Annotated in this window: 23 protein-coding genes; 11 read left to right on the forward strand and 12 right to left on the reverse strand. The window is 37.8% G+C overall.

Annotation, left to right across the window (positions count from 1 at the left end; all coding sequences use genetic code 11):
* Positions 1 to 9 precede the first annotated feature (9 nt).
* Positions 10 to 882 (reverse strand): phosphatase PAP2 family protein, encoded by an 873-nt coding sequence (locus SFU91_11635; protein ID MDX2129674.1) that lies wholly within the window; start codon positions 880 to 882, stop codon positions 10 to 12.
* A 3-nt stretch (positions 883 to 885) separates the two neighbouring features.
* Positions 886 to 2,373 (reverse strand): glycine--tRNA ligase, encoded by a 1,488-nt coding sequence (locus SFU91_11640; protein ID MDX2129675.1) that lies wholly within the window; start codon positions 2,371 to 2,373, stop codon positions 886 to 888.
* A 206-nt stretch (positions 2,374 to 2,579) separates the two neighbouring features.
* Here SFU91_11640 and SFU91_11645 point away from each other — a divergent pair, with 206 nt between their 5' ends.
* From SFU91_11645 to SFU91_11670, 6 genes are all read left to right on the forward strand, one after another.
* Positions 2,580 to 3,434 (forward strand): 1-deoxy-D-xylulose-5-phosphate synthase N-terminal domain-containing protein, encoded by an 855-nt coding sequence (locus SFU91_11645; protein ID MDX2129676.1) that lies wholly within the window; start codon positions 2,580 to 2,582, stop codon positions 3,432 to 3,434.
* A 64-nt stretch (positions 3,435 to 3,498) separates the two neighbouring features.
* A complete protein-coding gene (locus SFU91_11650) occupies positions 3,499 to 4,401 on the forward strand; it encodes a transketolase C-terminal domain-containing protein (protein MDX2129677.1) in 903 nt (300 codons plus the stop codon).
* 10 nt (positions 4,402 to 4,411) lie between these two features.
* On the forward strand, positions 4,412 to 5,203 hold the full coding sequence (locus tag SFU91_11655; GenBank protein ID MDX2129678.1) for a hypothetical protein: 792 nt from the start codon (positions 4,412 to 4,414) through the stop codon (positions 5,201 to 5,203).
* A gap of 2 nt (positions 5,204 to 5,205) precedes the next feature.
* Positions 5,206 to 5,892, forward strand: coding sequence for a dienelactone hydrolase family protein (locus tag SFU91_11660; protein ID MDX2129679.1), 687 nt, complete (start codon positions 5,206 to 5,208; stop codon positions 5,890 to 5,892).
* Positions 5,889 to 6,380, forward strand: a complete 492-nt coding sequence (locus SFU91_11665; protein ID MDX2129680.1) for a DinB family protein — start codon at positions 5,889 to 5,891, stop codon at positions 6,378 to 6,380. Before SFU91_11660 ends, SFU91_11665 begins: the two co-directional genes overlap by 4 nt.
* 30 nt (positions 6,381 to 6,410) lie before the next feature.
* Positions 6,411 to 7,754 carry an aminotransferase class III-fold pyridoxal phosphate-dependent enzyme gene (locus SFU91_11670; protein ID MDX2129681.1) on the forward strand — a complete coding sequence of 448 codons (1,344 nt, stop codon included), beginning with the start codon at positions 6,411 to 6,413 and terminating at the stop codon, positions 7,752 to 7,754.
* Positions 7,755 to 7,830: 76 nt separating this feature from the next.
* On the opposite strand, the gene SFU91_11675 is transcribed toward SFU91_11670, so the two are convergent.
* A complete protein-coding gene (locus SFU91_11675) occupies positions 7,831 to 9,075 on the reverse strand; it encodes an OmpA family protein (protein MDX2129682.1) in 1,245 nt (414 codons plus the stop codon).
* A gap of 147 nt (positions 9,076 to 9,222) precedes the next feature.
* Between SFU91_11675 and SFU91_11680 the strand changes: the two genes are divergently transcribed.
* Positions 9,223 to 10,359, forward strand: coding sequence for a carboxylate-amine ligase (locus SFU91_11680; GenBank protein ID MDX2129683.1), 1,137 nt, complete (start codon positions 9,223 to 9,225; stop codon positions 10,357 to 10,359).
* A gap of 32 nt (positions 10,360 to 10,391) precedes the next feature.
* Here the strand turns inward: SFU91_11680 and SFU91_11685 are convergent, their stop codons facing one another.
* The 5 genes from SFU91_11685 to SFU91_11705 all read right to left on the reverse strand — a co-directional run bounded on the left by SFU91_11685 (position 10,392) and on the right by SFU91_11705 (position 13,154).
* On the reverse strand, positions 10,392 to 11,126 hold the full coding sequence (locus tag SFU91_11685; protein MDX2129684.1) for a hypothetical protein: 735 nt from the start codon (positions 11,124 to 11,126) through the stop codon (positions 10,392 to 10,394).
* 34 nt (positions 11,127 to 11,160) lie between these two features.
* Positions 11,161 to 11,766, reverse strand: coding sequence for a hypothetical protein (locus tag SFU91_11690; protein ID MDX2129685.1), 606 nt, complete (start codon positions 11,764 to 11,766; stop codon positions 11,161 to 11,163).
* An 11-nt stretch (positions 11,767 to 11,777) separates the two neighbouring features.
* Positions 11,778 to 12,137 carry a TMEM14 family protein gene (locus SFU91_11695; GenBank protein MDX2129686.1) on the reverse strand — a complete coding sequence of 120 codons (360 nt, stop codon included), beginning with the start codon at positions 12,135 to 12,137 and terminating at the stop codon, positions 11,778 to 11,780.
* A gap of 61 nt (positions 12,138 to 12,198) precedes the next feature.
* Entirely contained in the window at positions 12,199 to 12,783 is a 585-nt protein-coding gene (locus tag SFU91_11700) for a hypothetical protein (protein MDX2129687.1), read from the reverse strand.
* A 155-nt stretch (positions 12,784 to 12,938) separates the two neighbouring features.
* Positions 12,939 to 13,154 (reverse strand): hypothetical protein, encoded by a 216-nt coding sequence (locus SFU91_11705; protein MDX2129688.1) that lies wholly within the window; start codon positions 13,152 to 13,154, stop codon positions 12,939 to 12,941.
* A 185-nt stretch (positions 13,155 to 13,339) separates the two neighbouring features.
* Here SFU91_11705 and SFU91_11710 point away from each other — a divergent pair, with 185 nt between their 5' ends.
* The 4 genes from SFU91_11710 to SFU91_11725 all read left to right on the forward strand — a co-directional run bounded on the left by SFU91_11710 (position 13,340) and on the right by SFU91_11725 (position 16,053).
* Positions 13,340 to 13,759, forward strand: coding sequence for a cytochrome C oxidase subunit IV family protein (locus tag SFU91_11710; GenBank protein ID MDX2129689.1), 420 nt, complete (start codon positions 13,340 to 13,342; stop codon positions 13,757 to 13,759).
* Between the two features lie 61 nt (positions 13,760 to 13,820).
* Positions 13,821 to 14,846, forward strand: a complete 1,026-nt coding sequence (locus SFU91_11715; GenBank protein ID MDX2129690.1) for a COX15/CtaA family protein — start codon at positions 13,821 to 13,823, stop codon at positions 14,844 to 14,846.
* Positions 14,847 to 14,889: 43 nt separating this feature from the next.
* Positions 14,890 to 15,504 carry an SCO family protein gene (locus SFU91_11720; protein MDX2129691.1) on the forward strand — a complete coding sequence of 205 codons (615 nt, stop codon included), beginning with the start codon at positions 14,890 to 14,892 and terminating at the stop codon, positions 15,502 to 15,504.
* 3 nt (positions 15,505 to 15,507) lie between these two features.
* Positions 15,508 to 16,053 carry a DUF420 domain-containing protein gene (locus tag SFU91_11725; protein ID MDX2129692.1) on the forward strand — a complete coding sequence of 182 codons (546 nt, stop codon included), beginning with the start codon at positions 15,508 to 15,510 and terminating at the stop codon, positions 16,051 to 16,053.
* Between the two features lie 319 nt (positions 16,054 to 16,372).
* Here SFU91_11725 and SFU91_11730 read toward each other — a convergent pair whose 3' ends face one another.
* Genes SFU91_11730 through SFU91_11745 form a run of 4 tightly spaced genes read right to left on the reverse strand, consistent with a single transcriptional unit; the run spans position 16,373 to position 21,702 of the window.
* Complete coding sequence (locus SFU91_11730) at positions 16,373 to 17,686, reverse strand: polysaccharide biosynthesis C-terminal domain-containing protein (protein ID MDX2129693.1); 1,314 nt, start codon at positions 17,684 to 17,686, stop codon at positions 16,373 to 16,375.
* Positions 17,687 to 17,693: 7 nt separating this feature from the next.
* Positions 17,694 to 19,793, reverse strand: coding sequence for a (E)-4-hydroxy-3-methylbut-2-enyl-diphosphate synthase (gene ispG, locus SFU91_11735; protein MDX2129694.1), 2,100 nt, complete (start codon positions 19,791 to 19,793; stop codon positions 17,694 to 17,696).
* A gap of 41 nt (positions 19,794 to 19,834) precedes the next feature.
* Complete coding sequence (locus SFU91_11740; protein MDX2129695.1) at positions 19,835 to 20,794, reverse strand: UDP-glucuronic acid decarboxylase family protein; 960 nt, start codon at positions 20,792 to 20,794, stop codon at positions 19,835 to 19,837.
* A gap of 50 nt (positions 20,795 to 20,844) precedes the next feature.
* Positions 20,845 to 21,702, reverse strand: a complete 858-nt coding sequence (locus SFU91_11745) for a sterol desaturase family protein (GenBank protein ID MDX2129696.1) — start codon at positions 21,700 to 21,702, stop codon at positions 20,845 to 20,847.
* Positions 21,703 to 21,709 lie beyond the last annotated feature (7 nt).

Below are 21,709 nucleotides of genomic sequence, written 5' to 3' on the forward strand. Positions count from 1 at the left end.
AAGTGAAAATTAAAAACGCAATTGAAATTGATAGATGGGAATTGGTTCAATCATGATCACGGATTGTCCAAATAAAACGGGTTCATTCGGTTTTGTTTCCGAATGAATGAATGAAGCAACTGCAAGTCCAATTGTGGTTCCAATCGCTGCTCCAATCATTGTGTCTGAAAACCAATGCTTATCATCATAAACCCGATTAAATGCCGTCCACAGAGCTAAGCCGTACAAAGCAATTCCCGCGTAAGTATTTCCAATTCTTGCACTTAATGTAGAGGATGTTGCAAACGCAATTGCAGAGTGCCCCGAAGGAAAAGACCATTCCGAATCATGAAATTCAAACCAAGAAAATTTTTCATTCCCCTCGTTCAAAAAAGGGCGAGACCGTGAAAAAATAATCTTCATTACCGAAGTAAAGAAAGTGGCATAGATTGCCGATTCCAAAACCGCCCTGCCCGTTAAACGCAGTTCTGCATTGTTATTTGCATACCCAGCGAAATATAACACACTCCCAATTGTAAGTGGGGTATAGGGCATTCCGTAGTAATCGCCTAATGTAGCTGCGTCACTTAAAAAAGGCGTGTGAATGCCTTGTACCCAATCGCGAAGCGGTTCATCAATAAAAAAGTACGAAGCAATCCCACTCCCAACGATAATTGCTACAGTAGTAAATTGATTTTTCTGATACCCAAAAGGAGAACGAAGAAGGGAGGAAAAAGACCGTGAAGATGAAGAGAAATCATTTGAAATCAATCTAAAAAAACGACGCTCTGTTAGCAGGGTTTGGGCATTTTCAGAATTACTTTGTCCCTTTAGAATCCCATATTCTTTATTTATGGAAAGGAATAAAACAACGAGTTGAATTAAAGTGAAAATGCCCTTCATCAATCATGTCCTCAAAAGCTTTTCGTTCAGAAAGTCTAAGGCTTTTGAAATGGATATCCGCTCTTGATTCATTTCATCGCGGTAGCGAACCGTGATGCTATCGTCGCTCAAGGTTTGGTGATCAACTGTAAAGCAAAAAGGCGTACCGATTTCATCTTGTCTCCGATAACGTTTTCCAATCGAGACACCGGTATCATCAATTTGAGTGACATGATTTTTGCGAAGTTCTTTATAAAGTTTCTCGGCAAGTTCAGGCAGTCCTTCTTTTTTGATGAGAGGTAAAACAGCTGCCTTGACCGGAGCAATGGAAGGCTTAAGCTTCAAGTAAGCGCGGCTTTCTCCTTCGACATTGTCTTCGCCATATGCGTCAGAAAGAACCGCTAAAAAGGCACGGTCGCAGCCGACGGAAGTTTCTACCACATAAGGAAGATACTTTTCCTTTGTTTCAGTATCTGTATAGTGCATATTTTTACCCGAAAACTCTTCATGCCTACGCAAATCATAATCGGTGCGAGAGTGAATTCCCTCAATTTCTTCTGTGCCGAAAGGAAATTCATATTTGATATCAAAAGCAGCATCGGCATAATGCGCGAGCTTATCGTGCTTATACCAAATCAATTTTTGTGGATTCAATCCCAAAGTACTCACATGCCAATTCCAACGAGTTTCTCGCCATTCTTCAAAAGCCTGTAACTGTGCGCCCGGCTTAAGGAAATATTGCATTTCCATTTGCTCGAATTCAATCATCCGAAAAATGAAATTGCCTTTGGTGATTTCATTTCGAAATGCTTTACCAATTTGAGCAATTCCAAAAGGAATTTTTAATCGACTGGATTCCCGCACAGTATGAAAATTGACGAAAATCCCTTGCGCCGTTTCAGGTCTTAAATAAATAACGGCTGCTTCATCGGCTACAGCGCCTAATTTGGCTTCAAACATTAAATTGAATTGACGAACTTCAGTCCAATTAAACGCGCCTGAATCCGGTGATTTGATTTGTTCATTGAGGATTAAATCATAAAGTGCTTTTGGAACATTCTCAGCTGACCCGGCTTTCACATAAGTATCTGAAACCCGTTTCGCATCGTCAAGTTTGCCTTTCCGCTCGAGTGTTTTGATATAGTTTTCGATAAGGTGATCGGCGCGATATCGAATCTTACTCGTTTTATCGTCAATCATTGGGTCATTAAAACTTTCGGTATGGCCCGAGGCATCCCAAGTTCTTGGGTGCATCATTATTGAGGCATCAATTCCTACAATATTATCGTGCTCGCGTGTCATCGCGTTCCACCACGCCTCTTTGATATTTTTCTTTAATTCGGCGCCTAAAGGTCCGTAATCATAAGACGCGCCGAGCCCACCGTAAATCTCAGAAGATTGAAAAACAAACCCGCGCCGTTTGCAAAGCGAAACGAGTTTTTCCATCAATTTTTCAATGGATTGACCCGAGTTTTCTTTTGATTTTTGCGATTTTTGGGAATCAGATGACATAAAAGGTATATGAAAAGTGATGTGCAACTATGGTTTTGATTAAAACCTCAAATATAAAGAAAGTCGTTGAATTGAGATGAAAGAGCTTCTTACAGTTCAAAAATTAAGGTGTTAAATATCCGTTATACGATTTTTCAGAATCGGAATTTTGAAGGTGAAGTGTATCTTTGCAATATTTTGCATGCTTAACCACATTTTTTGTTGAAATGAAAGACGAAAGACAAAAAGAATTGAAAGAACTTGCCTTGCGAGTTCGTGAACACATCGTGAGAATGTCAACCGACGGCGGTTGTTTTATCGGTGCATCCCTCTCTTGCGCCGATTTAATTGTTTATATGTATTCCGAAGTTTTGGGCTTAAAGCCCGAATCATTAAACGACCCCAACAGAAATTATTTCTTGCTATCAAAAGGTCATGATGTACCAGCTCTTTACGGCACTTTAGCTGAACTTGGTTTTATTGAAAGGTCTCGAATAAAAAACCATCTTCATACCAATGATTCGGTTTATTGGCATCCCAACCGCGCGATTCCCGGTGTGGAATTTCACTCAGGTTCACTTGGGCATTTGCTTTCGGTCTCGATGGGAATTGCTTATGATATAAAGCTTCGCGGTGGAAATAATAAAGTCTATGTCGTTTTGGGCGACGGCGAACTCAATGAAGGCTCAATTTGGGAAGGGCTGCTTGTTGCAAAAGCAATGAAATTAGATAATCTCGTTGCGATTGTTGACCGAAACGAATTTCAAGCCAATTTACGCACTGAAGATTTGATTCCGATTGAACCCTTAGAACCTAAGTTTGAAGCGTTTGGTTGGAATGTAAAACGGGTGAATGGTCACGATTACAATGCCCTTGAATCAGCTTTTCAATGGCTGCCCACCAATGAGTCACCTTCGGTCATTATCGCGGATACGGTACGCGGAAAAGGGTTGCCAAGCATCGAAAAGCGCGCCGACCGATGGTTCGTTAATTTCAAGCCCGAAGAAGTTGAACAACTTCTTAAAGAGCTTTATGGCGAAGCGCAAGCCGAGTTGACATCTGAAACATTAATGGTGAGGTAGTTTTTTTTCAAGAATCAACAATTACCTAATCAACCAATTTTAAAATCTCAATCTACATTCGATAATGACTTACGAAGAGGTACTCAAAGATTTTGCTCAAAAAAGTGACAAGTTAGTTGTAATGACTGCCGAAAATCGAGCAGCGATTCGAAACCTGCCCCCTCATTTAGGCAAAAGATTTATTGATGTTGGCATTTCAGAACAAACATTGATTGGAATGGCCGCGGGACTTGCACTGCGAGGCAGATTTCCAATCACGCATGCTCTTGCTACCTTTCTAATTTTCCGTGCCTATGAATTTATTCGCGACGATGTTGCAATCGCAAATCTGCCGGTGAAAATGGTTGGCGGCGTTCCGGGATTTCTTTCCGACGCAAACGGGCCTACCCACCAAGCAATCGAAGATGTTGCTTTAATGAGAGGACTGCCCAATTTGATGGTCTTTTGCCCTAGCGACGCCGAGGAACTTGCCGAAGGAATCAAAGTCCTAGCAGAGTATCCTGCGCCGTGCTATATCCGTCATAACCCGCATCCGGCACCAATTCAGCATACCGCGAAGTTTGAAATCGGCAGGGCTGAAATACTTTCTGAAGGAACTGATGTCGCAATATTAGTTTACGGTTTCTTACTCCGCGAAGCTGTTAAGGCGAAAGAAATCTTAGAGGCTCAAGGCAAAACCGTTCGATTAATAAACGTCCGGATGCCAAAGCCTATCGATGAGGAGGCTGTCTTAAAAGCGGTGAACGAATGTAAAGTGGTTGTTACGCTCGAAGATCATTTTATTACCGGTGGGTTGTACTCTATTGTTGCAGAGTTGCTTTTGAAAAATAAAAGGACTGGAAATGTGCTACCAATCGCATTAGAACACAAATGGTTTAAACCTGCATTGTTAGATAGAGTTCTCGAGTATGAGGGATTTACGGGTAAGCAAATTGCCGATAAAATCTTGAAAACATTTAACCAATAATAGATTCCGAATGGCTACACTCGAAGAAGACATAAGTAATGCAAAAGCTGAAATCGCAGAGATACGAGCGATTATCAAGGACATTGCTTTGGCTCAACTTCGAAATGAAGGCGAATTAAGAAAGCAATCTGAGGAAAACCGCGCGTTCAAAGAATATGTGTTAGCGTCTCAACAAAATTTTGAGGCTCGGTGGGCAAAGCTTGAATTGGAAAGAAGAGAAGAAACTCGTGAACGTGAAAAAGAACGCTTAGAACAGGAAGAACTTTTACAACGAAGACTTGATCAGTTAGAAAAAGAGAAATTAGAAAGAGAAAAGAGGCAAACGGAATGGGAGAAAGAGCGGCATGAGATGAACAAAAGATGGGGAGAGTTGGCAAACAAGATGGGTACGCTCGTCGAAGATATTGTTGCCCCGAATATCCCAAGAATTGCCAAAGAGCACTTTGATATTCAAGAGGTTGTAGATTTCAGTGTTAGAAGAATTGTAAAACATCCCCACGACCCATCACGAATCAAAGATTTTGACGCTCTTCTGATTGGCAAAGACACGATAATTCTCAATGAGACCAAATCAACGGTTCGCCTTTCTTATATCGAGGAATTCATTGCATTTATTCCAACTTTCTTTGAATACTTGCCACAGTATGAAGGCAAAAAAATCATCCCTGTTTTTTCTTCATTGTACATTCCTGAAAATTTTTTAGCATACCTCACAAAAAATAATATTTATGCCTTGGCTATGGGCGATGATTCAATGGAGATAATAAATTTGAAGGAAATCCAAAATTCTGGTAAAAAGTAAATATGAGCGAATTGGGTCAAATGGTTTCGTTTTCATCAAACGGCAATTTGAGTGAGGGATATTTATCGAAATCAACCTCAGGAAAGGGTATTGGCGTTATTGTGCTTCAAGAATGGTGGGGGTTGGTTGATCATATCAAAAATATTTGCGATCGCTTTGCCCGAGCCGGATTTACCGCAATTGCACCTGATTTGTACGATGGAAAAGTCACAAAATCTCCAAACGAAGCAGGCAAATTCCTAATGGCTCTAAATATTGAAGCAACTGAAAAAAAATTAAAGGGCGCGGTCGCTTTTTTAAAAAATCACGAAGCAGTTTCTTCAGAAAAAATTGGAACAATTGGGTTCTGTATGGGAGGCCAACTTGCTCTATTTGCTGCAACTTCAAATCCTGAAATCGGCGCTTGTATTAATTTTTATGGAATCCATCCCTCTGTAAAACCGGATTACACCAAATTGTCTGGCCCAGTGTTAGGAATTTTTGCGGAAAAAGATTCCTCTGTGCCTAAGGAATCGATTGATCAACTTTCAAACGAAATCAACGCTGTGGGAAAAAAATTTGAGTTTCAAGTCTATCCTTCCACAAACCACGCATTTTTTAATGATACCCGCCCTGAAGTTTATGATGTAAAGGCTTCAATTGATGCTTGGAATAAGTCTTTAAGTTTTCTTAAATCAAATTTGTCATGAGTTTACTTTCACACTTTTCAAAACTGTTTCAATATCAAGGTTGGGCAAATAAAAAGTTTTTGAAACTAATTTCTGAACACCAAGATCCGAAGTCTTTAGAAATTCTATCTCACAATTTAGGGGCAGAATTAATTTGGCTTCAAAGAATCGGAAAAGTTCAATTGAGTGATAGAGCATCTCAAGTACTTGAAAGTGCGAAACTAATCATGAATGGAGGTAGTCTTACAATTGATGACATTTCTTTTTCAGTACATGATTTGGATATGACTTGGAATTTATTGATTCAAACAATCACTGAAGAATCTCTTTCAGAAATGATTCACTACAAAAACCTAAAAGGCGATTCATTATCTACTAAACTAAGCGACATCTTAATGCATGTTGTCAATCACGCCACTTACCACCGAGGGCAGATTTCAATGAATTTGAAAGCAAAAGGGTTGAAAACCATACCCAACGATTTTATTGTTTTTGCACGCGAAGCCTAATTTTTTTCTAAACTGATATCACATTTGCTTATGCCAAATAAAGTTACTTTTAACACAGAATTTCCCACGATAACAGAATCCGATAAGCTCTATGAACGAGCGACAGGTCTCATCCCAGCCTATACACAAACTTTGGCTAAAGGACCCGGTCAATACACCAAAGGGGTTTCTCCAAAGTATCTTAAAAAGGGTAAGGGAAGTCATGTCTGGGATGTTGATGGAAATGAATTCATCGATTATCAAATGGCCATCGGGCCGCTTTCTCTTGGTTATTGTTATGAAAAAGTCGATACCGCGATTAAAGAACAATTATCCGATGGAATTACTTTTTCAATGATGCATCCACTTGAAGTTGAAGTAGCCGAACTCGTTCGCTCCGTTGTTCCGAATGTAGAATCGGTTCGTTACAGCAAAACAGGATGCGATGTGACCACTGCCGCTGTTCGATTGGCACGCGCCTTCACCGGCCGCGAAAAAGTACTTTGCTGCGGCTATCACGGTTGGCACGATTGGTACATTGCCGTAACCGACCGAAATAAAGGCATTCCGAAAGCCACGCAAGACTTAAGTTTCACCATCAGTTACAATGATATCCAATCTGTGATTGATTCGATTGATCACGATACCGCATGTGTCATTCTCGAACCAATGGTTTTCGAATTCCCAAAAGATGATTTTCTTCAAAAACTTCGTAAGGTTTGCGATGAATACGGAATACTGCTCATCTTCGATGAAATGTGGTCAGGCTTCCGATTCGCCTTGGGCGGCGCACAAGAACTTTTTAATGTCCGCGCCGATCTCATGTGCTTCTCTAAAGCAGTCGCGAACGGAATGCCAATAGGAATTCTTTGCGGAAGAGCCGATGTTATGAGCCTCTGCGATAAAGACATCTTTTTCTTTACAACTTTCGGCGGTGAAGCGCTTTCTCTTGCAGCCTGCAAAGCAACCATTACAGAGCTTCGCGATAAAAATGTTCCGGCTGCACTTGCACAAAAAGGAAAACAGCTTCGTGAAGGTTATAACGCTATTGCAAAAGAACTTGGAATGGATTACACGCTGTGCGCCGGCCACGATGCAAGAACCATTATGACATTCAATGCGAGCGCGGGAAATCCGTTGGAAATGAAATCACTGGTACAACAGGAACTCTTCAAGCGAGGCATTCTTTGGGGTGGATTTCATAATATCTCATTTTCTCATACTGATGAAGACATTGCTTATACCCTTTCAGCCTATCATGAAGTGTTACCCATTTTGAAAAAGGCAGTCGATGAAAAAAATGTGAAAGGGTATTTAAAGGGTCAAGTCGTTGATGCCGTTTTTAGAAAAACGACCAATTTCAATATGAAGCCAAAGCAACCTGCAAAAGCCTAAGTCATTGATAAAAAATTGAGGTAACAAAAAAAGCGTTTCGGTTTCGAAACGCTTTTTTGTTTTAATTCTAAAGTGGTTATTTCATTTTAACGAGTTCAACTCTTCGGTTCTTTGCGCGTCCTTCCTCTGTCGAATTATCGGCTACTGGTTTTGTTCTACCAAATCCTTTTGCTGAAAGACGCGTTGCGGCGATTCCTCTTTTTACAAGTTCTTTCATCACAGATTGTGCCCTCATTTCTGAAAGTTTTTGATTTCCAGAAACTTCACCGGTATTATCGGTATGACCTTCAATGCTCAATTTGAACGAAGGATTCTGGGTTAGTAGAGTTACAACTTCGTTGAAGGCAGCTTCGGCATCTGCGGGAATAACATCACTTGCTGTTTCAAAATTAATGTACAATGCAACCTTGCCTTCACGCTCAAGAGCGGTTTTTAATTCTCCTGCGGTAATTGTTGGAGTTAATGCTTCGCGCTCAAGAATCGTTAATTTATAAGCCTTTCCATCTTCCGAAACCTCAACTTTCACCCAAACTTCATTTCGATTTGAAACAATCTTCATCACAGCTTGATTGTAATTGTAATCTTCATATTCAACAGTGGCTTTTAAGGTTTTGCCTGCGTTGAGATAATTCTTAATGATCTCAACCGCGCTATTATGTTTAACATACAACTCAGGTTTTATACGATAGCCAATAACAGTCTTTTTACCTTCAACCTTTTCATATCGATCAAGCGACTTTCTCCAAAATTCATCTTGATCAAAATCTTTTTCATCAAATTCAGAGATATAGTAATTCGGAAATCGGGTGAAGAGTCTATGGTCTGAACTGCCATTAAAATCAGGTTCTGAGAAAGGAAGGGTGCCAAGCGGATGGTTTACTACAGTGAGTTTATACCCTTGACCTTCATCGTAAACTTCAACCTTAATCCAATATATTTTCCCGCCTGATTCGCCTCGTCCATTAAGCTTGCCGTAAGGTTGATCTTCATACTCATTCTGAAATTTTAGATTTTTCAAAAGGGTTGAATAATGTTTGAGAACGCTGACAATGCTAACCTTCAGTTTTGATTCATTGTTGAACCTGTAGTCGATGATTTCAGTCGCGCCGCCTGCTTTCATGTAACGGTCAAATTTTCTTACATAAAAATCTTGAACATCCTCATCTTTAAGTTCATATGTAGAAATAAAGTAGCCTGCGGGTCGTGGAAATAAGGCGGGGTCTTTTGCGCCTTCGATATCTCCCGATTGAGCTAAAATTTTAATTGGGCTTAAAATGAAGAGGAGGGTGAGAGCGGTTAATAAAAATCGAATACGCTTCATAAGTGTATGTTGGTATGATTGAATAGCAACTTACTATATACGATTTAACGAAAAGAGATTTTGAAAAATAGTTTTAATAAGGTTATTCTTTTGTTAACTTCTCATAATACTTGAAAATCCTACCGAAATATCAACAATAACCATCAAATGGAAAAAGAACGCTTTACGATAGGAATCGAAGAAGAATATCAAATCGTCGATCCCAAAACACGAGAGTTGAAGAGCCATATTCAACAGATTTTGGAAGATGGAAGCAAAATTCTCAAGGAGCACATTAAGCCCGAAATGCACCAATCGGTTGTTGAGGTTGGAACCGGAATTTGCGCCAATATGGATGAAGCTCGTGCAGATTTAGTGAAGCTTCGCACCCAAATTGCTGAGCTCGCAATGAAGAAGGGACTTAGAATCGTGGCTGCTTCGACACACCCTTTTTCAGATTGGAAGTTTCAAGAAATCACCGACCACGAGCGCTATCACGGGCTTGTTAATGACCTTCAAGATATTGCACGTGCAAATTTGATTTTTGGGCTTCATGTTCATGTCGGGATAAAGGATAAAGAGGCGCAGATTGAAGTGATGAATCAAATACGGTATTTGTTGCCACATATCCTAGCGCTTACAACAAGCTCCCCATTTTGGCTTGGCCGCCCAACAGGTCTTTTCTCGTGGAGAACTCAAGTATTCAAGAGCTTCCCCCGTACAGGAATTCCAGAATTGTTTCATTCTGCCTCTGAATTTGAAGATTACATCAAATTGCTTATCAAAACTGGATGTATCGACAATGGAAAGAAAATTTGGTGGGATGTACGGCCACATCCGTTTTTTGATACAATCGAAATTCGCATTTGTGATATTCCAACACGCGTAGATGAATCGCTTGCAGTTGCCGCGCTGATTCAAGCAACAGCAAAAAAATTATACGATCTCTACCGGAGAAATATGCAGTTTAAGGGCTATAGCCGTGCGCTAATCGAAGAGAATAAATTTTTAGCTGCTCGTTACGGGTTAACCGGGCAATTAATTGATTTCAGCAAAAAGCAAAAAATCAGCACCTCAGATTTGATGCACGAGTTCTTACGCTTTGTTGACGATGCTGTTGAAGAGTTAGGGTCTAGAAAAGAAATCAACACCATTTACAGCATCCTTGAGCACGGAACAAGTGCACGAAAACAACTTGATGTTTTTGAAAAAGCCGGAGATATTAAAAAAGTCGTTGACTTCCTAATCGAAGAAACTCTTGTCGGACTTCCCTTGGAAATCCCGGCTGATTTAGTGCAGGCCTAAATGATTGAAAAGGAGTCCGAAAGACTCCTTTTTTATTGATCGTAAAGCAATCCAAGTTGCAAACCAATCGAAAGAAAATTGAAACGAACAGCATGAATTGAGCCGTCATTATCACTGTATTCAAGGGTATTCCCGTTCTTTTTAAAGAGGCTCCCAAACCCTCCTCGAACTCTCAATCCTAATGTAGTATTAAAATGAGTGGCAAGAGGAAACCCTATCATTGCTCCTAATGAAACAATAATTCCATTTGAATCAAAAGTCTCTTGACCGATAAACTGTGTCTGTGAGATTCGGGGCATTGAATACATTATCGAGAAATTGAATCCTGAAAATGAATTTGAGGCCAATGCTTCTCTCGAAAAAATTGAACCACCCAAACCAAACGCCCATCCGGTAAGCTTTAACTGTTGTTCGTTTGAGACAGTTGTAAGATTACTTGCGTCGGGTATAAAAAAATGAGTGGCAGGCCCAATGAATAAAAACTCCCAAATACGCAGTTTGAAGGATCCTTCTAAATCCAAACCAAACAAAAGATCAGGAGCGCGTCTGCTTAAGAGATTTTCACTATACTTCATAAAAGAAGGCACATAATAACCACTTCCTGAAAAACTCAATTCGCTAATCAATGAGGCAAAATTTTCGGGCAACTGCTTTTTTATTTGACTTGAATTATCAACAGTTTGGGCGTTGCAATTAAGTGGATATTGGTTACAAAATAGTATGGTGAGTAGGGCGAGTAAAAAAAACTTGAACAGACCGTAAAACATAGCTTAAAAAAAAGCCGAATCTCTCCGGCTTTGGTTATTCGTCTTGAAAAGTATCGTTTTGTGGTGCTGTTTGAATGGGTTGATTTGAGCGGTTCCACCAATTAGAATTTGATTGGAAAAAAGGATTCATCGGCATAAAACCACCGTTACCAAACCATCCTCCGTTTTGCCATAAAGCGCCTTGAGGAACTTGTGAAAAACTGACTCCAAAGCCTAAGTCTTTCGTCGGCTGATATATCGCAGACAGGTTTCGAAGATAAATACCATTAAAATTCATCCCTCCAAACCCTCGATCTCGTTGAAGTTGAGAGACCCCCAATGGTTGATGCATCATAGAAACATCTGCACGAATCATTAGTGGAAAATTGAACCGGTAAACCATTGTATTCGTGTATTCACCGGTTGTTGCGCCAGTAAAAGAATTAAACTGTAGTGCATAAGAATGATTCATTCTGAAATGGTTTTCATCAAATGCACTACCAAGTAAGTTCCCGAAAAAACTCTCACCCGGCTTAAACATCGTTGAGCCTGCGTCAGTAACTTTGTCTCTTTGAATATCTCTAAGAGACTGAGCATAAAGAAGACTACTGAAAGAAAGAAATGCAAAAACAAAAAGCGACTTTTGAATCTGAATCTTCATAACAAAAATAATTAGGTTCCTGTTTGTTCAGTTGTTTTCAATACAACAAATGTATAAACAGCAAATGCAATAGACAATACCAACATTGCGATCCGTACCCAAGCATCAGAAAAGGATTCTTCTCCAGTCATGAGTTTCTGAACTAAGCCGGGAATCCTCATTCCTACCCCAACAATAACCACAACCGCTGAACCGAAGCAAATCCACTTGCCGGTTGATTGAGAGTCTGCAGACATGTACATGTAGCCTCCGATAATAGCCAATAAACCAGCGGCACTTCCAATAAAAGAGGTTGGACTACCCGATTTCAAATAACCGATAATCCCTATGATAATCATAAGGAACCCAAATGATGCGATGATAGAATTCATGAATAAAAAGAATGGTTTGAATGAAATGAATGAAAAATGATGGAATCAAATATAAAGGTTATTACTCATTTTTTGATTTGAACTCGTTCTTCTGAATTAGAGTTGAATCTATATCAAATCGGGGTTCTAGAAATGTTCTAATAAGCTTTTCAAATTCTTCTTTCTGCCCGTTTTGAACACGTATTATTTCAATTTTTCGCTGGACAATTTTTTTTCCCCTTTTTTCTTTCTTGATGTTTCTGAAAAAATGGTACTCCGTGTAACTATTCTTTGAGCGGGTAAAGTAGTCCGTAACCTCTGCCCATCGTAAGAGAGAGCGTGAAGGGGAGTTGATACTCAACAGTATTCCTTCATTCAGAACAAGGCGTTGCTCTGATGCAGCAGAACCAAGGAACCAAAAAATACTTGCAAAAAAATACCCAGTGAATTTAATGACCGATTCGTCGTCACCAATGAGATAAGCTAAAGCAATTGAGAAAAACTGGACTAAAGCATAAATAGAAGGGAGAAGCGGGAAACCAAATAAGATACCGTGGCGAATGGAAAGCAATGAATGCTTGATTCTTAGTCGATTGAAAAGTGAAATCAGAGCAAAAAAGGGCATTACTATAATTACTCCGTAGAAGAAGTAATTTTCTATAGTCATAACGATTGTCTTTAGCTCAAACTCCATAGTAATGATGATAAGAAGTTACTGATTGTAACAGTCCTTTAGGGCATAGACGTTTATCATGTTAATATAGAAAATTGAAGGGAAGAAGTGAATAGATAAAAAAAGCGGCTAAAGCCGCTTTGAAAAGGTTAGTTTTTGAGAAAGTTAAATTTCTCGATAAAGTTTTTCAGGTTAATTGATAGCTCCTTCATGAATGATTCGGAGTTCGTTTCTGAGATGGTGTGGTCGTTAATAAACGGATCGAATTTGTTCTCGATATTGGGTTTGTTTCTATACTCCATATCAAGGAACTTATTCATTTCGTTATCTCCGCTGTAAGAGTCGTTTCTATTGGTGTCTAACATAATTTAAAATAATTTAACTTGCTTATACGCGTTAAGTCAAGAAAGTTGCAGAAGTGGGTTTGTTAAATGTCAGTTGAATAAAAGAAAGAGAGATTCTCTATACAAGAAAGGAATCGCAAAAACTTGAAAAATGAAAACCGTTTTGTAATTTAACATTGGCTTTAATAATTTATCAGTATCGTAGTATGCAGCATTCCAGTCAATCGCACTCTCTCCGGAATACAAATACCCATCATCCACACATTCTTCCTTTGAAACTTTATCTGATGGTAGGAGGGGCTTTATTGTTTCTGACTGTCATTACTGTTTGGGTCGCTCAATTTGACTTTGGCGCGCTGAACCTCATTGTCGCGATGACTGTAGCAACGATAAAAGCGGGACTTGTCGCAGCGTTTTTTATGCATCTCTATTACGATAACAAATTTTACACTGCGATTCTTTTGATCGGTTTGGTTGCGTTAGCCGTTTTCATTGCATTTACGATGATCGATGGAAAAAGCAGAACCGGTATCTATGAAAATGAAATGCAAGAAATAAGAAAGAAATCTAAGATGTATGACGCAAAGCCGAACTCAACGCCAGCCCCTAAAACTGAAGGTAAATAACTGGCAAATTTGTGCGGAGTTCATCCCCCTAACCCCTTAAACTCTAAATACATCTTTAATTGTGCTTGATAAAAATCAGAATCAGGATAGACTGAGCGTTTATTTCAAAATTTGTGCATCTGCAACTGGAATAACATATTTATTAATTTTCTTAGGCGGTCTTGTGCGTGTTTCTGGTGCGGGTTTAGGTTGTCCAGATTGGCCAAAATGTTATGGGCTATGGATTCCCCCTATATCCTTAGATCAACTGCCAGCAGGTTACGATCCTTCTACATTTAATGCAACATTAACTTGGATCGAATATATCAACCGACTTTTTGGAGTTTTAACCGGCTTTTTTATCCTCGCTGTATTTTACTATACAATAAGATATTTTAGAAGTAAAAAAAATTACGTGATTTTTTCACTTCTTTCATTAATCTTGGTGATTTTTCAAGGATGGTTGGGTAAAGTGGTCGTCGATTCTGATTTAGAACCGGTAATCGTAACCTTACATTTGATTTTTGCAATTTTGATTGTGAGTATACTTTTAGGATTAACTATAGTGGTATGGAAAGACAAAGTAGGAAATCTAAAGTTTATAAATCTTGAAGGAATAAATAATCATACCATTTTATTACCAATAAGATTATTGATTGTAATTTGGATTATCTCTTTTATTCAATTGGTATTAGGTACTCAAGTTCGCGAACAAATAGAACATTTATCTATAAAATATCCATTACTCGAGGATGTTCATAAAGTTGATTTAATGGGAAATATAGGTCATATACACGGCTATTTAGGTGTATTCACTGCACTACTAACCTATTCATTTGTGTATCTCGTATTAATTAAATTAAATAATGTTTCGCATGAGATAAAAAAGCTGGCTGTAGTTTTTGGAATCTTGATAACAGTTCAAGTTTTTGTCGGTGTATCCCTTGTTAAAATCGGATTGCCGGAAATTCTTAAACTATTTCATCAGTGGATAGCAACATTATTTTTGGGAGTTTTGTTGATTCTATTTTTATTGCTAAAAAGCAAGGGCGGTGTTGTGGAAGGAAAGGATGGTTATCATCATTCCCTAAGGAGTACTGGTTTATGATTTTTTAGAATTTTAATAAAATAGATTAATTCTTAATTTGCTTATGAAAAATAGCATTAATATTATTATAGGAATAATCATAGGTGTTCTTTTAGTGGTATTTATTTCCATATTTACGATTCAAAGTGCAAATAAATCAAGGGGGCAGTTACAAGTACTTGGCTCAATACCGAAATTTGATTTTATTACACAAGATGGTGAAGTGTTTAATGAATCAAAATTAAAGGGAAAAATTACTGTTTTATACTTTTTTTTTACAAGATGTCCTTCCGCTTGCCCTATAATGGCATCAGAACTTTTAGAACTGTATTCTTATTACAAAGAAAATGATAAAATACAGTTTTTATCAATAACCGTTGATCCGATTCATGATTCATTAAGTGTTTTAATAAAGTATAAGGAGTCTGTTGGAATCAATTCTTCGCAATGGCAACTGCTGAGAGGCGATACCTCGAGTGTAATCGAATTCTCTGAACGCGGAATCAGATTACCAGCTGAAAATCTTCCTGCAGGTCATAGCACAAAATTTGTGCTAATTGATCAAAACCTTCAGATAAGGGGTTATTATAGCAGTGGAGAGCCACAAAGCCTTGCGGCATTAAAAACAGCGATAAGAGAATTAGCGCTCTCACAAATGACAAGGAATAATCAAAACTAAATTATGGAAGTTATACACAAAGCCTCGGAAAAAAAACTGGGAATATTCGTTTATTCGATAACTATTGTCGTTGCTAGCCTAGTAACGTATTTATTAATTTACCCTAAGAGTTTAGCAGTTGGAAATCTTGATGTTTCTGGACTTCCAAGATTTCATGCCTTTATTAATGGGACTTGCTTCATTTTATTAATTATCGGACTAATTGCAATAATGAGTCGCAATTTTTCACTTCACAAAATAATGATGCTAAGTACCTTTGTTCTTTCTGCAATTTTTTTGGTGAGCTATGTTTTATACCATTCTCAAGCTGCACCAACGAAATTTGGAGGAATTGGAAGTATTAAGTACGTATATTACTTTATTCTTGTAACTCATATTCTGCTCGCAACAATTATTCTTCCTTTAGCTTTATTTACTATAGCAAGGTCTTGGAGGGGAGAATTTGAAAAGCATAAAAAAGTTGCCCGATGGACATTGCCTATTTGGTTATATGTTACTTTGACAGGGGTGCTCGTTTATTTAATGATTTCTCCTTATTACTTAAAGTAATTGAATTCTTAACTCCTCAATATCAATTACTTTAAAAGAACCACCAAAAAAATTAATTTTAAAATAATTTAATTATAATTGAGTGATTATTCAAATTAAATTATTATTTTTTTGGGAATTTTAAGTATTTAAAGTGGAAAATTAGTTATTTAAAAATTAAATCATGTTCAATACTCCAGTTTTTAAGCTGAAATGCCAACCTAAAAAGTAAAATCTACACCCCACTATCGAATATAAAAAAAATGCTATTGCTTCTGGATGAAGTTTAGAATTCAGAAGATGTTATGAGATGTTTGATGATACAAGTTTTCTAAAAAATTTAATTAATAAATTTAATCACGAATTTCTTTACATCATTAGGGATTTCAAGAATAGACTCTTTGATTTGAGTGTGATTTGTTTTCGTATGATATACAAAAAATATTATCTCAATAGTCGCAAAGATCATACAATGAATGCTATAAGAAGTAGCTGCTCCAATTAGACCAAACTGTGGTATGAAATAGAAATTTAATATAATTGAAGTAATAAGGGAAATGAAGGTAAAAAATAAATGAATATTTACTTTATTCTCACTAACAAGATATGTGCCAATTATTCTGACCAAACTGAAGAAAACAACTCCCGGGAGAATATAAAATAGGGGCTGAATGGAATCGTTAAATTTGTCTGAATAAAGTAAATCTATAAAATATCTACCAAACGTAATAAGCATTATAGCAAGTGTAATGCTAGAAATGAGTACAATAGAAAAGACCTTAATCGTGACTTTGGTTTTATTTTCAATGTTACTTGCTAAAAAGACTAATAAAGAGGATGAAATTGAATCTGAAATAAGCCATATTGTTTCACCCATTCTGGTAGCTGTTGAATAAATCCCCAAAGACCTTTCTCCAAGGAAATTGATTATAATGTAAGTATCAATTTTCATTTCAAGAAAAAAGAATATGACAATAAGGTAAAATGGAACTGCATCTTTTAGAAAATTTGGAATACCAGATGGAAAAGTATCGAACTTGGATTTTTTGATTTCCCTTAAAATATTCAAATTGTAAGAAACTAAAGTAAATGCAATTATATTTGATCCAATAAACCCAGAAATCGCAAGAGAAGGACTTAACTTTTCTAAAATGAAAAGTAAAAATAAATAAAAACATAAAAGCCCTTGACTAATTAGGGTTATATAGTTATTAAATCTTATTTCACCTTTTCCTATTAGAATTCCGTTTAAAAAATTATTGAGGAAGAACAAGGGAAGGGTTATAAGAAGAAGGATAGTATTAATGTTAAATTTTCTATTTGGAAAAAGGAGATAAGAAAATTTAAACTGAAATGATAGGAGAATTAGAAATGTAGTTAAAAAGGTGGCTATAAATGTTACTATTAAAGAGTAGTAAATTGCTTTACCAATTTCAACACTTTGATTTGCTACCTTAAGTGCATTACTATTTTGAATGCCAAATCCAAAAAAAAGTCCTAAACCAGTTAATGTGTTAATAAAGAGAATATACTGTCCTTTACCATCTGGCCCAAGCGATCTCGAAATAAAGATATCAATGAGAATTCCTAAAACAAATTTGCTAAATACACTTGTCAAAAATGTATGTACTGATTCAGAAGCAAGTTTTCCCATTCGATTTTTATGCCTCTATTTCAGTATCGATTTCTTTAGGTTCTTTCCACTTACCATTTCGTTTAATCAAGTCAATTAAACGATCCACAGCTTCATTCTCAGGAATATTTCTCTCCACAACTTCTTTTCCAACATAAAGTGAAATTTGTGCTATACCTGTTCCAACATATCCAAAGTCTGCATCTGCCATTTCGCCCGGTCCATTTACAATACACCCCATTATCCCAATCTTTACCCCTTTAAGATGTGAGGTTCTGGCTTTTATTTTTGCAGTTACTTCTTCTAAGTCAAAAAGGGTTCTTCCGCAAGAAGGGCAAGAAATATATTCAGTTTTTGTCATCCGATACCTTGTGGCTTGGAGAATATTATAAACCAAATTTAATTCATCACCACGTAGCATATTACTTTCAAAGGATAAAATATCGCCTATACCATCTGATAAAAGTGAGCCAAACTGAATCGAAGCTGCAACGACAGTGTTTAAGTCACTTGTAGACTCTGGGATTTTGATTGACGACGACTTTACTTTTTTTGAATTATATCGAAGCACAATTGGATAATGTATTCCATTGGTGTGGAAGGAATATGCTAATCGCCTATAAGGATATATTAGATTTTCTGATAAAATTGAAAATAAAACTTTTTCAATTTTCATTTTTTGACATTTTAACGCAATTTTTGTCAAAATCTCTGCAACTGCGCGATCACTGGCCTCTTGTTGAATAAAACAAAATTCAATACATCCTGACCCGGAATAATACTCTAAATCGCTTAAATCAAAGCGTTCACCTTCTTTAATGAGTAAGGTTACTTTCTCGACTTTATCTATTAATGCTTTTGCAGAAAGTGGTTCGGATGTTGTAACAGAAATGGGTATTTTTATCAATTTTTCAAAGAGTAGCTTTTGAATTTCAAATACTTCATCAATTGAATCAGTGGAAATTGAAACCAACTCTGATTTTGCACCATCCTTCAAGAATGGTTTTGCAGAAAAAATGATTTCATCTCGGACTTCGTCCATTTTTAAGAGGGGTGTTTTTATGTGAAGTTCAACTCGTGGGGGGGCATCACCACCAATTTCAAAGGATGAAATGGAAAACTTCTTTGATACTCTTCTCGAAAACTCAAAAGGATTATAAGAAACTTCAACTTCTGATTCTTTTAGGTGGTCGGGTTTTATCAGTTCGCTGACAACTGTAAGTTGATTTTCATGTTTAAGAAGCCATCTTTCATTGTAACGGCGAACAATCTCAAACCCAACAGCGACTTCATTAACAGGATCCTCAGTTAATGAAACCCGGATAGTATCTCCTAAACCATCTTCTAATAAAGAACCAATCCCAATGGCCGATTTGACCCGTCCTTCCTCAGAATTTCCTGCTTCGGTAACCCCCAAATGCAACGGATACTTATGTTTCAATTCTTTATCTGCCCGATTCACCAATAGTCGATAGGCTTGTATCATCACCAAAGGATTTGATGATTTCATCGAAAAAAGGAAATCGTAATATCCGCAATCTTCACAAATCCGAGCGAATTCAAGGGCTGACTCAACCATACCGAGTGGAGAATCACCATATCGATTCATAATTCTATCGGAAAGTGAGCCGTGATTTGTCCCAATTCGAATTGAACGACCTAAATCTTTACATTTTAATACTAGAGGCTTAAATTCTTTATAAATCCTTTCTAATTCCTCTTGATATTCCGAATCAGTGTATTCTCGAACGGCAAATTTCTTTTTATCGGCATAATTTCCGGGGTTTACGCGAACATTTTCAACAAATTCTGCTGCTTTCAAGGCAGCATTGGGCGTAAAGTGGATATCAGCAACAAGAGGGGTATTAATGTTAAGCGAGCGTAGTCGCTTAGAGATTTCACCCAAATTCTCTGCTTCTTTCATTGAAGGAGCTGTAATTCGGATAATTTCGCAACCAGCTTCGAAGAGTCGTTGACATTGTTCAACCGTTGCTGCTGTGTTCATCGTATCTGTCGTCGTCATTGATTCAACTCGAATTGGATGAACGCCGCCTAACTTAATGATTCCAAACCCAACTTCCGAGGTTAACCGTCGGTAGTATTTATAAGGGCTTTGTGTGTAATGCATAACTTAACTCCTTCATTTAGAAAAGAATTCAGTGTGAAAAACTACTTCTGACTTTTGTCTAAAAAGAATTGAATTGTACGACGAAGCCCTTCGGCACGTCCGATTTTAGGCTCCCACCCTAATATTGATTTTGCCCTTGTAATATCCGGTTGACGTTGCTTTGGATCATCAGCAGGAAGTGGCCGATACTCAATTCCTACCGTTTTATCAGCCAATTCCTTCATGACATTTTGAACTTCTTTCGCAAAATCCAAAATGGTGATTTCATTGGGATTGCCGATGTTTACAGGCATGTTTTCAGTTGAATTCAAAAGACGCCAAATTCCATCAACCAAATCGGAAACATAACAGAAAGAACGGGTCTGGGAACCATCTCCAAACACGGTCATAGGTTCATTGCGTATTGCTGAACCGACAAATGATGGTAGGGCGCGGCCATCATCAAGGCGCATTCTCGGGCCATAGGTATTGAATATCCTGAGAATTCGTGTGTCCAGCCCGTGGTGACGGTGATAAGCCATTGTAATTGCTTCTGCAAATCGTTTTGCTTCATCGTAACATCCTCTAAATCCGATCGGATTCACATGACCCCAATAAGTTTCTTTCTGCGGGTGTTCAAGCGGGTCTCCATAGACTTCTGAAGTAGAAGCAATCATGAATTTCGCGCCCTTTGCTTTTGCAAAACCAAGAGCATTATGTGTTCCTAATGATCCTACTTTAAGTGTTTGGATAGGAATTTTAAGATAGTCGATTGGGCTTGCCGGAGATGCAAAATGCAAGACATTATCTACAGGGCCATCGATATAAATAAAATTGCAAACATCGTGACGGATAAACTTAAAGTCAGGGTTTCCCATCAGATGGGCGATATTTTCAGGGCTTCCGGTCACAAAGTTATCGATAGCAATAACCCGATGGCCTTCGCTCAGAAAACGATCGCAAAGATGTGAACCTAAAAAGCCTGCGCCTCCTGTAATGACTGTGGTTTGTTTTTTTGACATAAAATTTCAATGTTATGAATTCGTTATTAAAGAAAGGGGGATGGGATTAATTAATTTACAACCGGAGTGTTTTTGGGTTCAATTTTGATGCTCTTTCGTACAGGTCTAAAAAGATAAGCGGTTTGTAAAACATAACTCTTGGTATCATCCCAAATCCGTTGGAAAAAAGGTGTACTGGTCGTGCTCAGCGGATAATCGTCGCTGGTTAGACCGTATGCTTTTGGTTTTGAATTGGGCAAATAAGCTGTTCCAAAAATCCAGTCCCAAATCGCGATTTTCGTTGCAAAGTTTACTGTATTACCTTTTCCTTTACTATGATGCCATCGGTGCATTTCAGGCCCGTTAATTACATATTGAAGTACACCCGACCGTACATCAATATTTGAGTGAATGTACATTCCCCAAACTGCATCGAGCATACCCTTCCAGAGTGCAACTTCAGGAGAGGCAAAAAGCAAAATGGGAGCATATTCAATGGTTTGATTAATTAGAATTTCAACAAAGTGTGACCGCGACCCAGCGAGCCAATCGACTTGACGGGGCGAATGGTGAGCTTCGTGAGTTCTAAATAGCCACTTATTCCGGTGCTGCCATCGGTGAAAGAAATAAATGTAGATATCGTGAATGATGAGAAAAAAAATAACCTGAATCGTTAACGGGAGATTTCTAACGACGGTAATTGAATCAGTCCCAAAAAAAATCCGAAGATTATTGATAATCCAATCATTAATAACAATACCCAAAATCGCGCTTTGGATGAGGGTGTACAAAACCAAATCATTAAAAAAGCCTTCCCTAAAAATAGGAAGGCCCTTATCGTATGGAAATATGCGCTCAAGGATTACATAGATTATCGCCGAACTAACTATTACCAAAGGCGAAACCCATTGAAGTGTTTCTAATGACATTTTTAAT

Source organism: Chloroherpetonaceae bacterium (genome assembly GCA_033763895.1).
Lineage (GTDB): Bacteria > Bacteroidota > Chlorobiia > Chlorobiales > Thermochlorobacteraceae > JANRJQ01.

Coding starts and splice junctions, on each gene's coding strand:
- SFU91_11635 (MDX2129674.1), bottom strand. CDS start 882: ATGAAGGGCATTTTCACTTTAATTCAACTCGTTGTTTTATTCCTTTCC.
- SFU91_11640 (MDX2129675.1), bottom strand. CDS start 2,373: ATGTCATCTGATTCCCAAAAATCGCAAAAATCAAAAGAAAACTCGGGT.
- SFU91_11645 (MDX2129676.1), top strand. CDS start 2,580: ATGAAAGACGAAAGACAAAAAGAATTGAAAGAACTTGCCTTGCGAGTT.
- SFU91_11650 (MDX2129677.1), top strand. CDS start 3,499: ATGACTTACGAAGAGGTACTCAAAGATTTTGCTCAAAAAAGTGACAAG.
- SFU91_11655 (MDX2129678.1), top strand. CDS start 4,412: ATGGCTACACTCGAAGAAGACATAAGTAATGCAAAAGCTGAAATCGCA.
- SFU91_11660 (MDX2129679.1), top strand. CDS start 5,206: ATGAGCGAATTGGGTCAAATGGTTTCGTTTTCATCAAACGGCAATTTG.
- SFU91_11665 (MDX2129680.1), top strand. CDS start 5,889: ATGAGTTTACTTTCACACTTTTCAAAACTGTTTCAATATCAAGGTTGG.
- SFU91_11670 (MDX2129681.1), top strand. CDS start 6,411: ATGCCAAATAAAGTTACTTTTAACACAGAATTTCCCACGATAACAGAA.
- SFU91_11675 (MDX2129682.1), bottom strand. CDS start 9,075: ATGAAGCGTATTCGATTTTTATTAACCGCTCTCACCCTCCTCTTCATT.
- SFU91_11680 (MDX2129683.1), top strand. CDS start 9,223: ATGGAAAAAGAACGCTTTACGATAGGAATCGAAGAAGAATATCAAATC.
- SFU91_11685 (MDX2129684.1), bottom strand. CDS start 11,126: ATGTTTTACGGTCTGTTCAAGTTTTTTTTACTCGCCCTACTCACCATA.
- SFU91_11690 (MDX2129685.1), bottom strand. CDS start 11,766: ATGAAGATTCAGATTCAAAAGTCGCTTTTTGTTTTTGCATTTCTTTCT.
- SFU91_11695 (MDX2129686.1), bottom strand. CDS start 12,137: ATGAATTCTATCATCGCATCATTTGGGTTCCTTATGATTATCATAGGG.
- SFU91_11700 (MDX2129687.1), bottom strand. CDS start 12,783: ATGACTATAGAAAATTACTTCTTCTACGGAGTAATTATAGTAATGCCC.
- SFU91_11705 (MDX2129688.1), bottom strand. CDS start 13,154: ATGTTAGACACCAATAGAAACGACTCTTACAGCGGAGATAACGAAATG.
- SFU91_11710 (MDX2129689.1), top strand. CDS start 13,340: ATGCAGCATTCCAGTCAATCGCACTCTCTCCGGAATACAAATACCCAT.
- SFU91_11720 (MDX2129691.1), top strand. CDS start 14,890: ATGAAAAATAGCATTAATATTATTATAGGAATAATCATAGGTGTTCTT.
- SFU91_11725 (MDX2129692.1), top strand. CDS start 15,508: ATGGAAGTTATACACAAAGCCTCGGAAAAAAAACTGGGAATATTCGTT.
- SFU91_11730 (MDX2129693.1), bottom strand. CDS start 17,686: ATGGGAAAACTTGCTTCTGAATCAGTACATACATTTTTGACAAGTGTA.
- ispG (MDX2129694.1), bottom strand. CDS start 19,793: ATGCATTACACACAAAGCCCTTATAAATACTACCGACGGTTAACCTCG.
- SFU91_11740 (MDX2129695.1), bottom strand. CDS start 20,794: ATGTCAAAAAAACAAACCACAGTCATTACAGGAGGCGCAGGCTTTTTA.
- SFU91_11745 (MDX2129696.1), bottom strand. CDS start 21,702: ATGTCATTAGAAACACTTCAATGGGTTTCGCCTTTGGTAATAGTTAGT.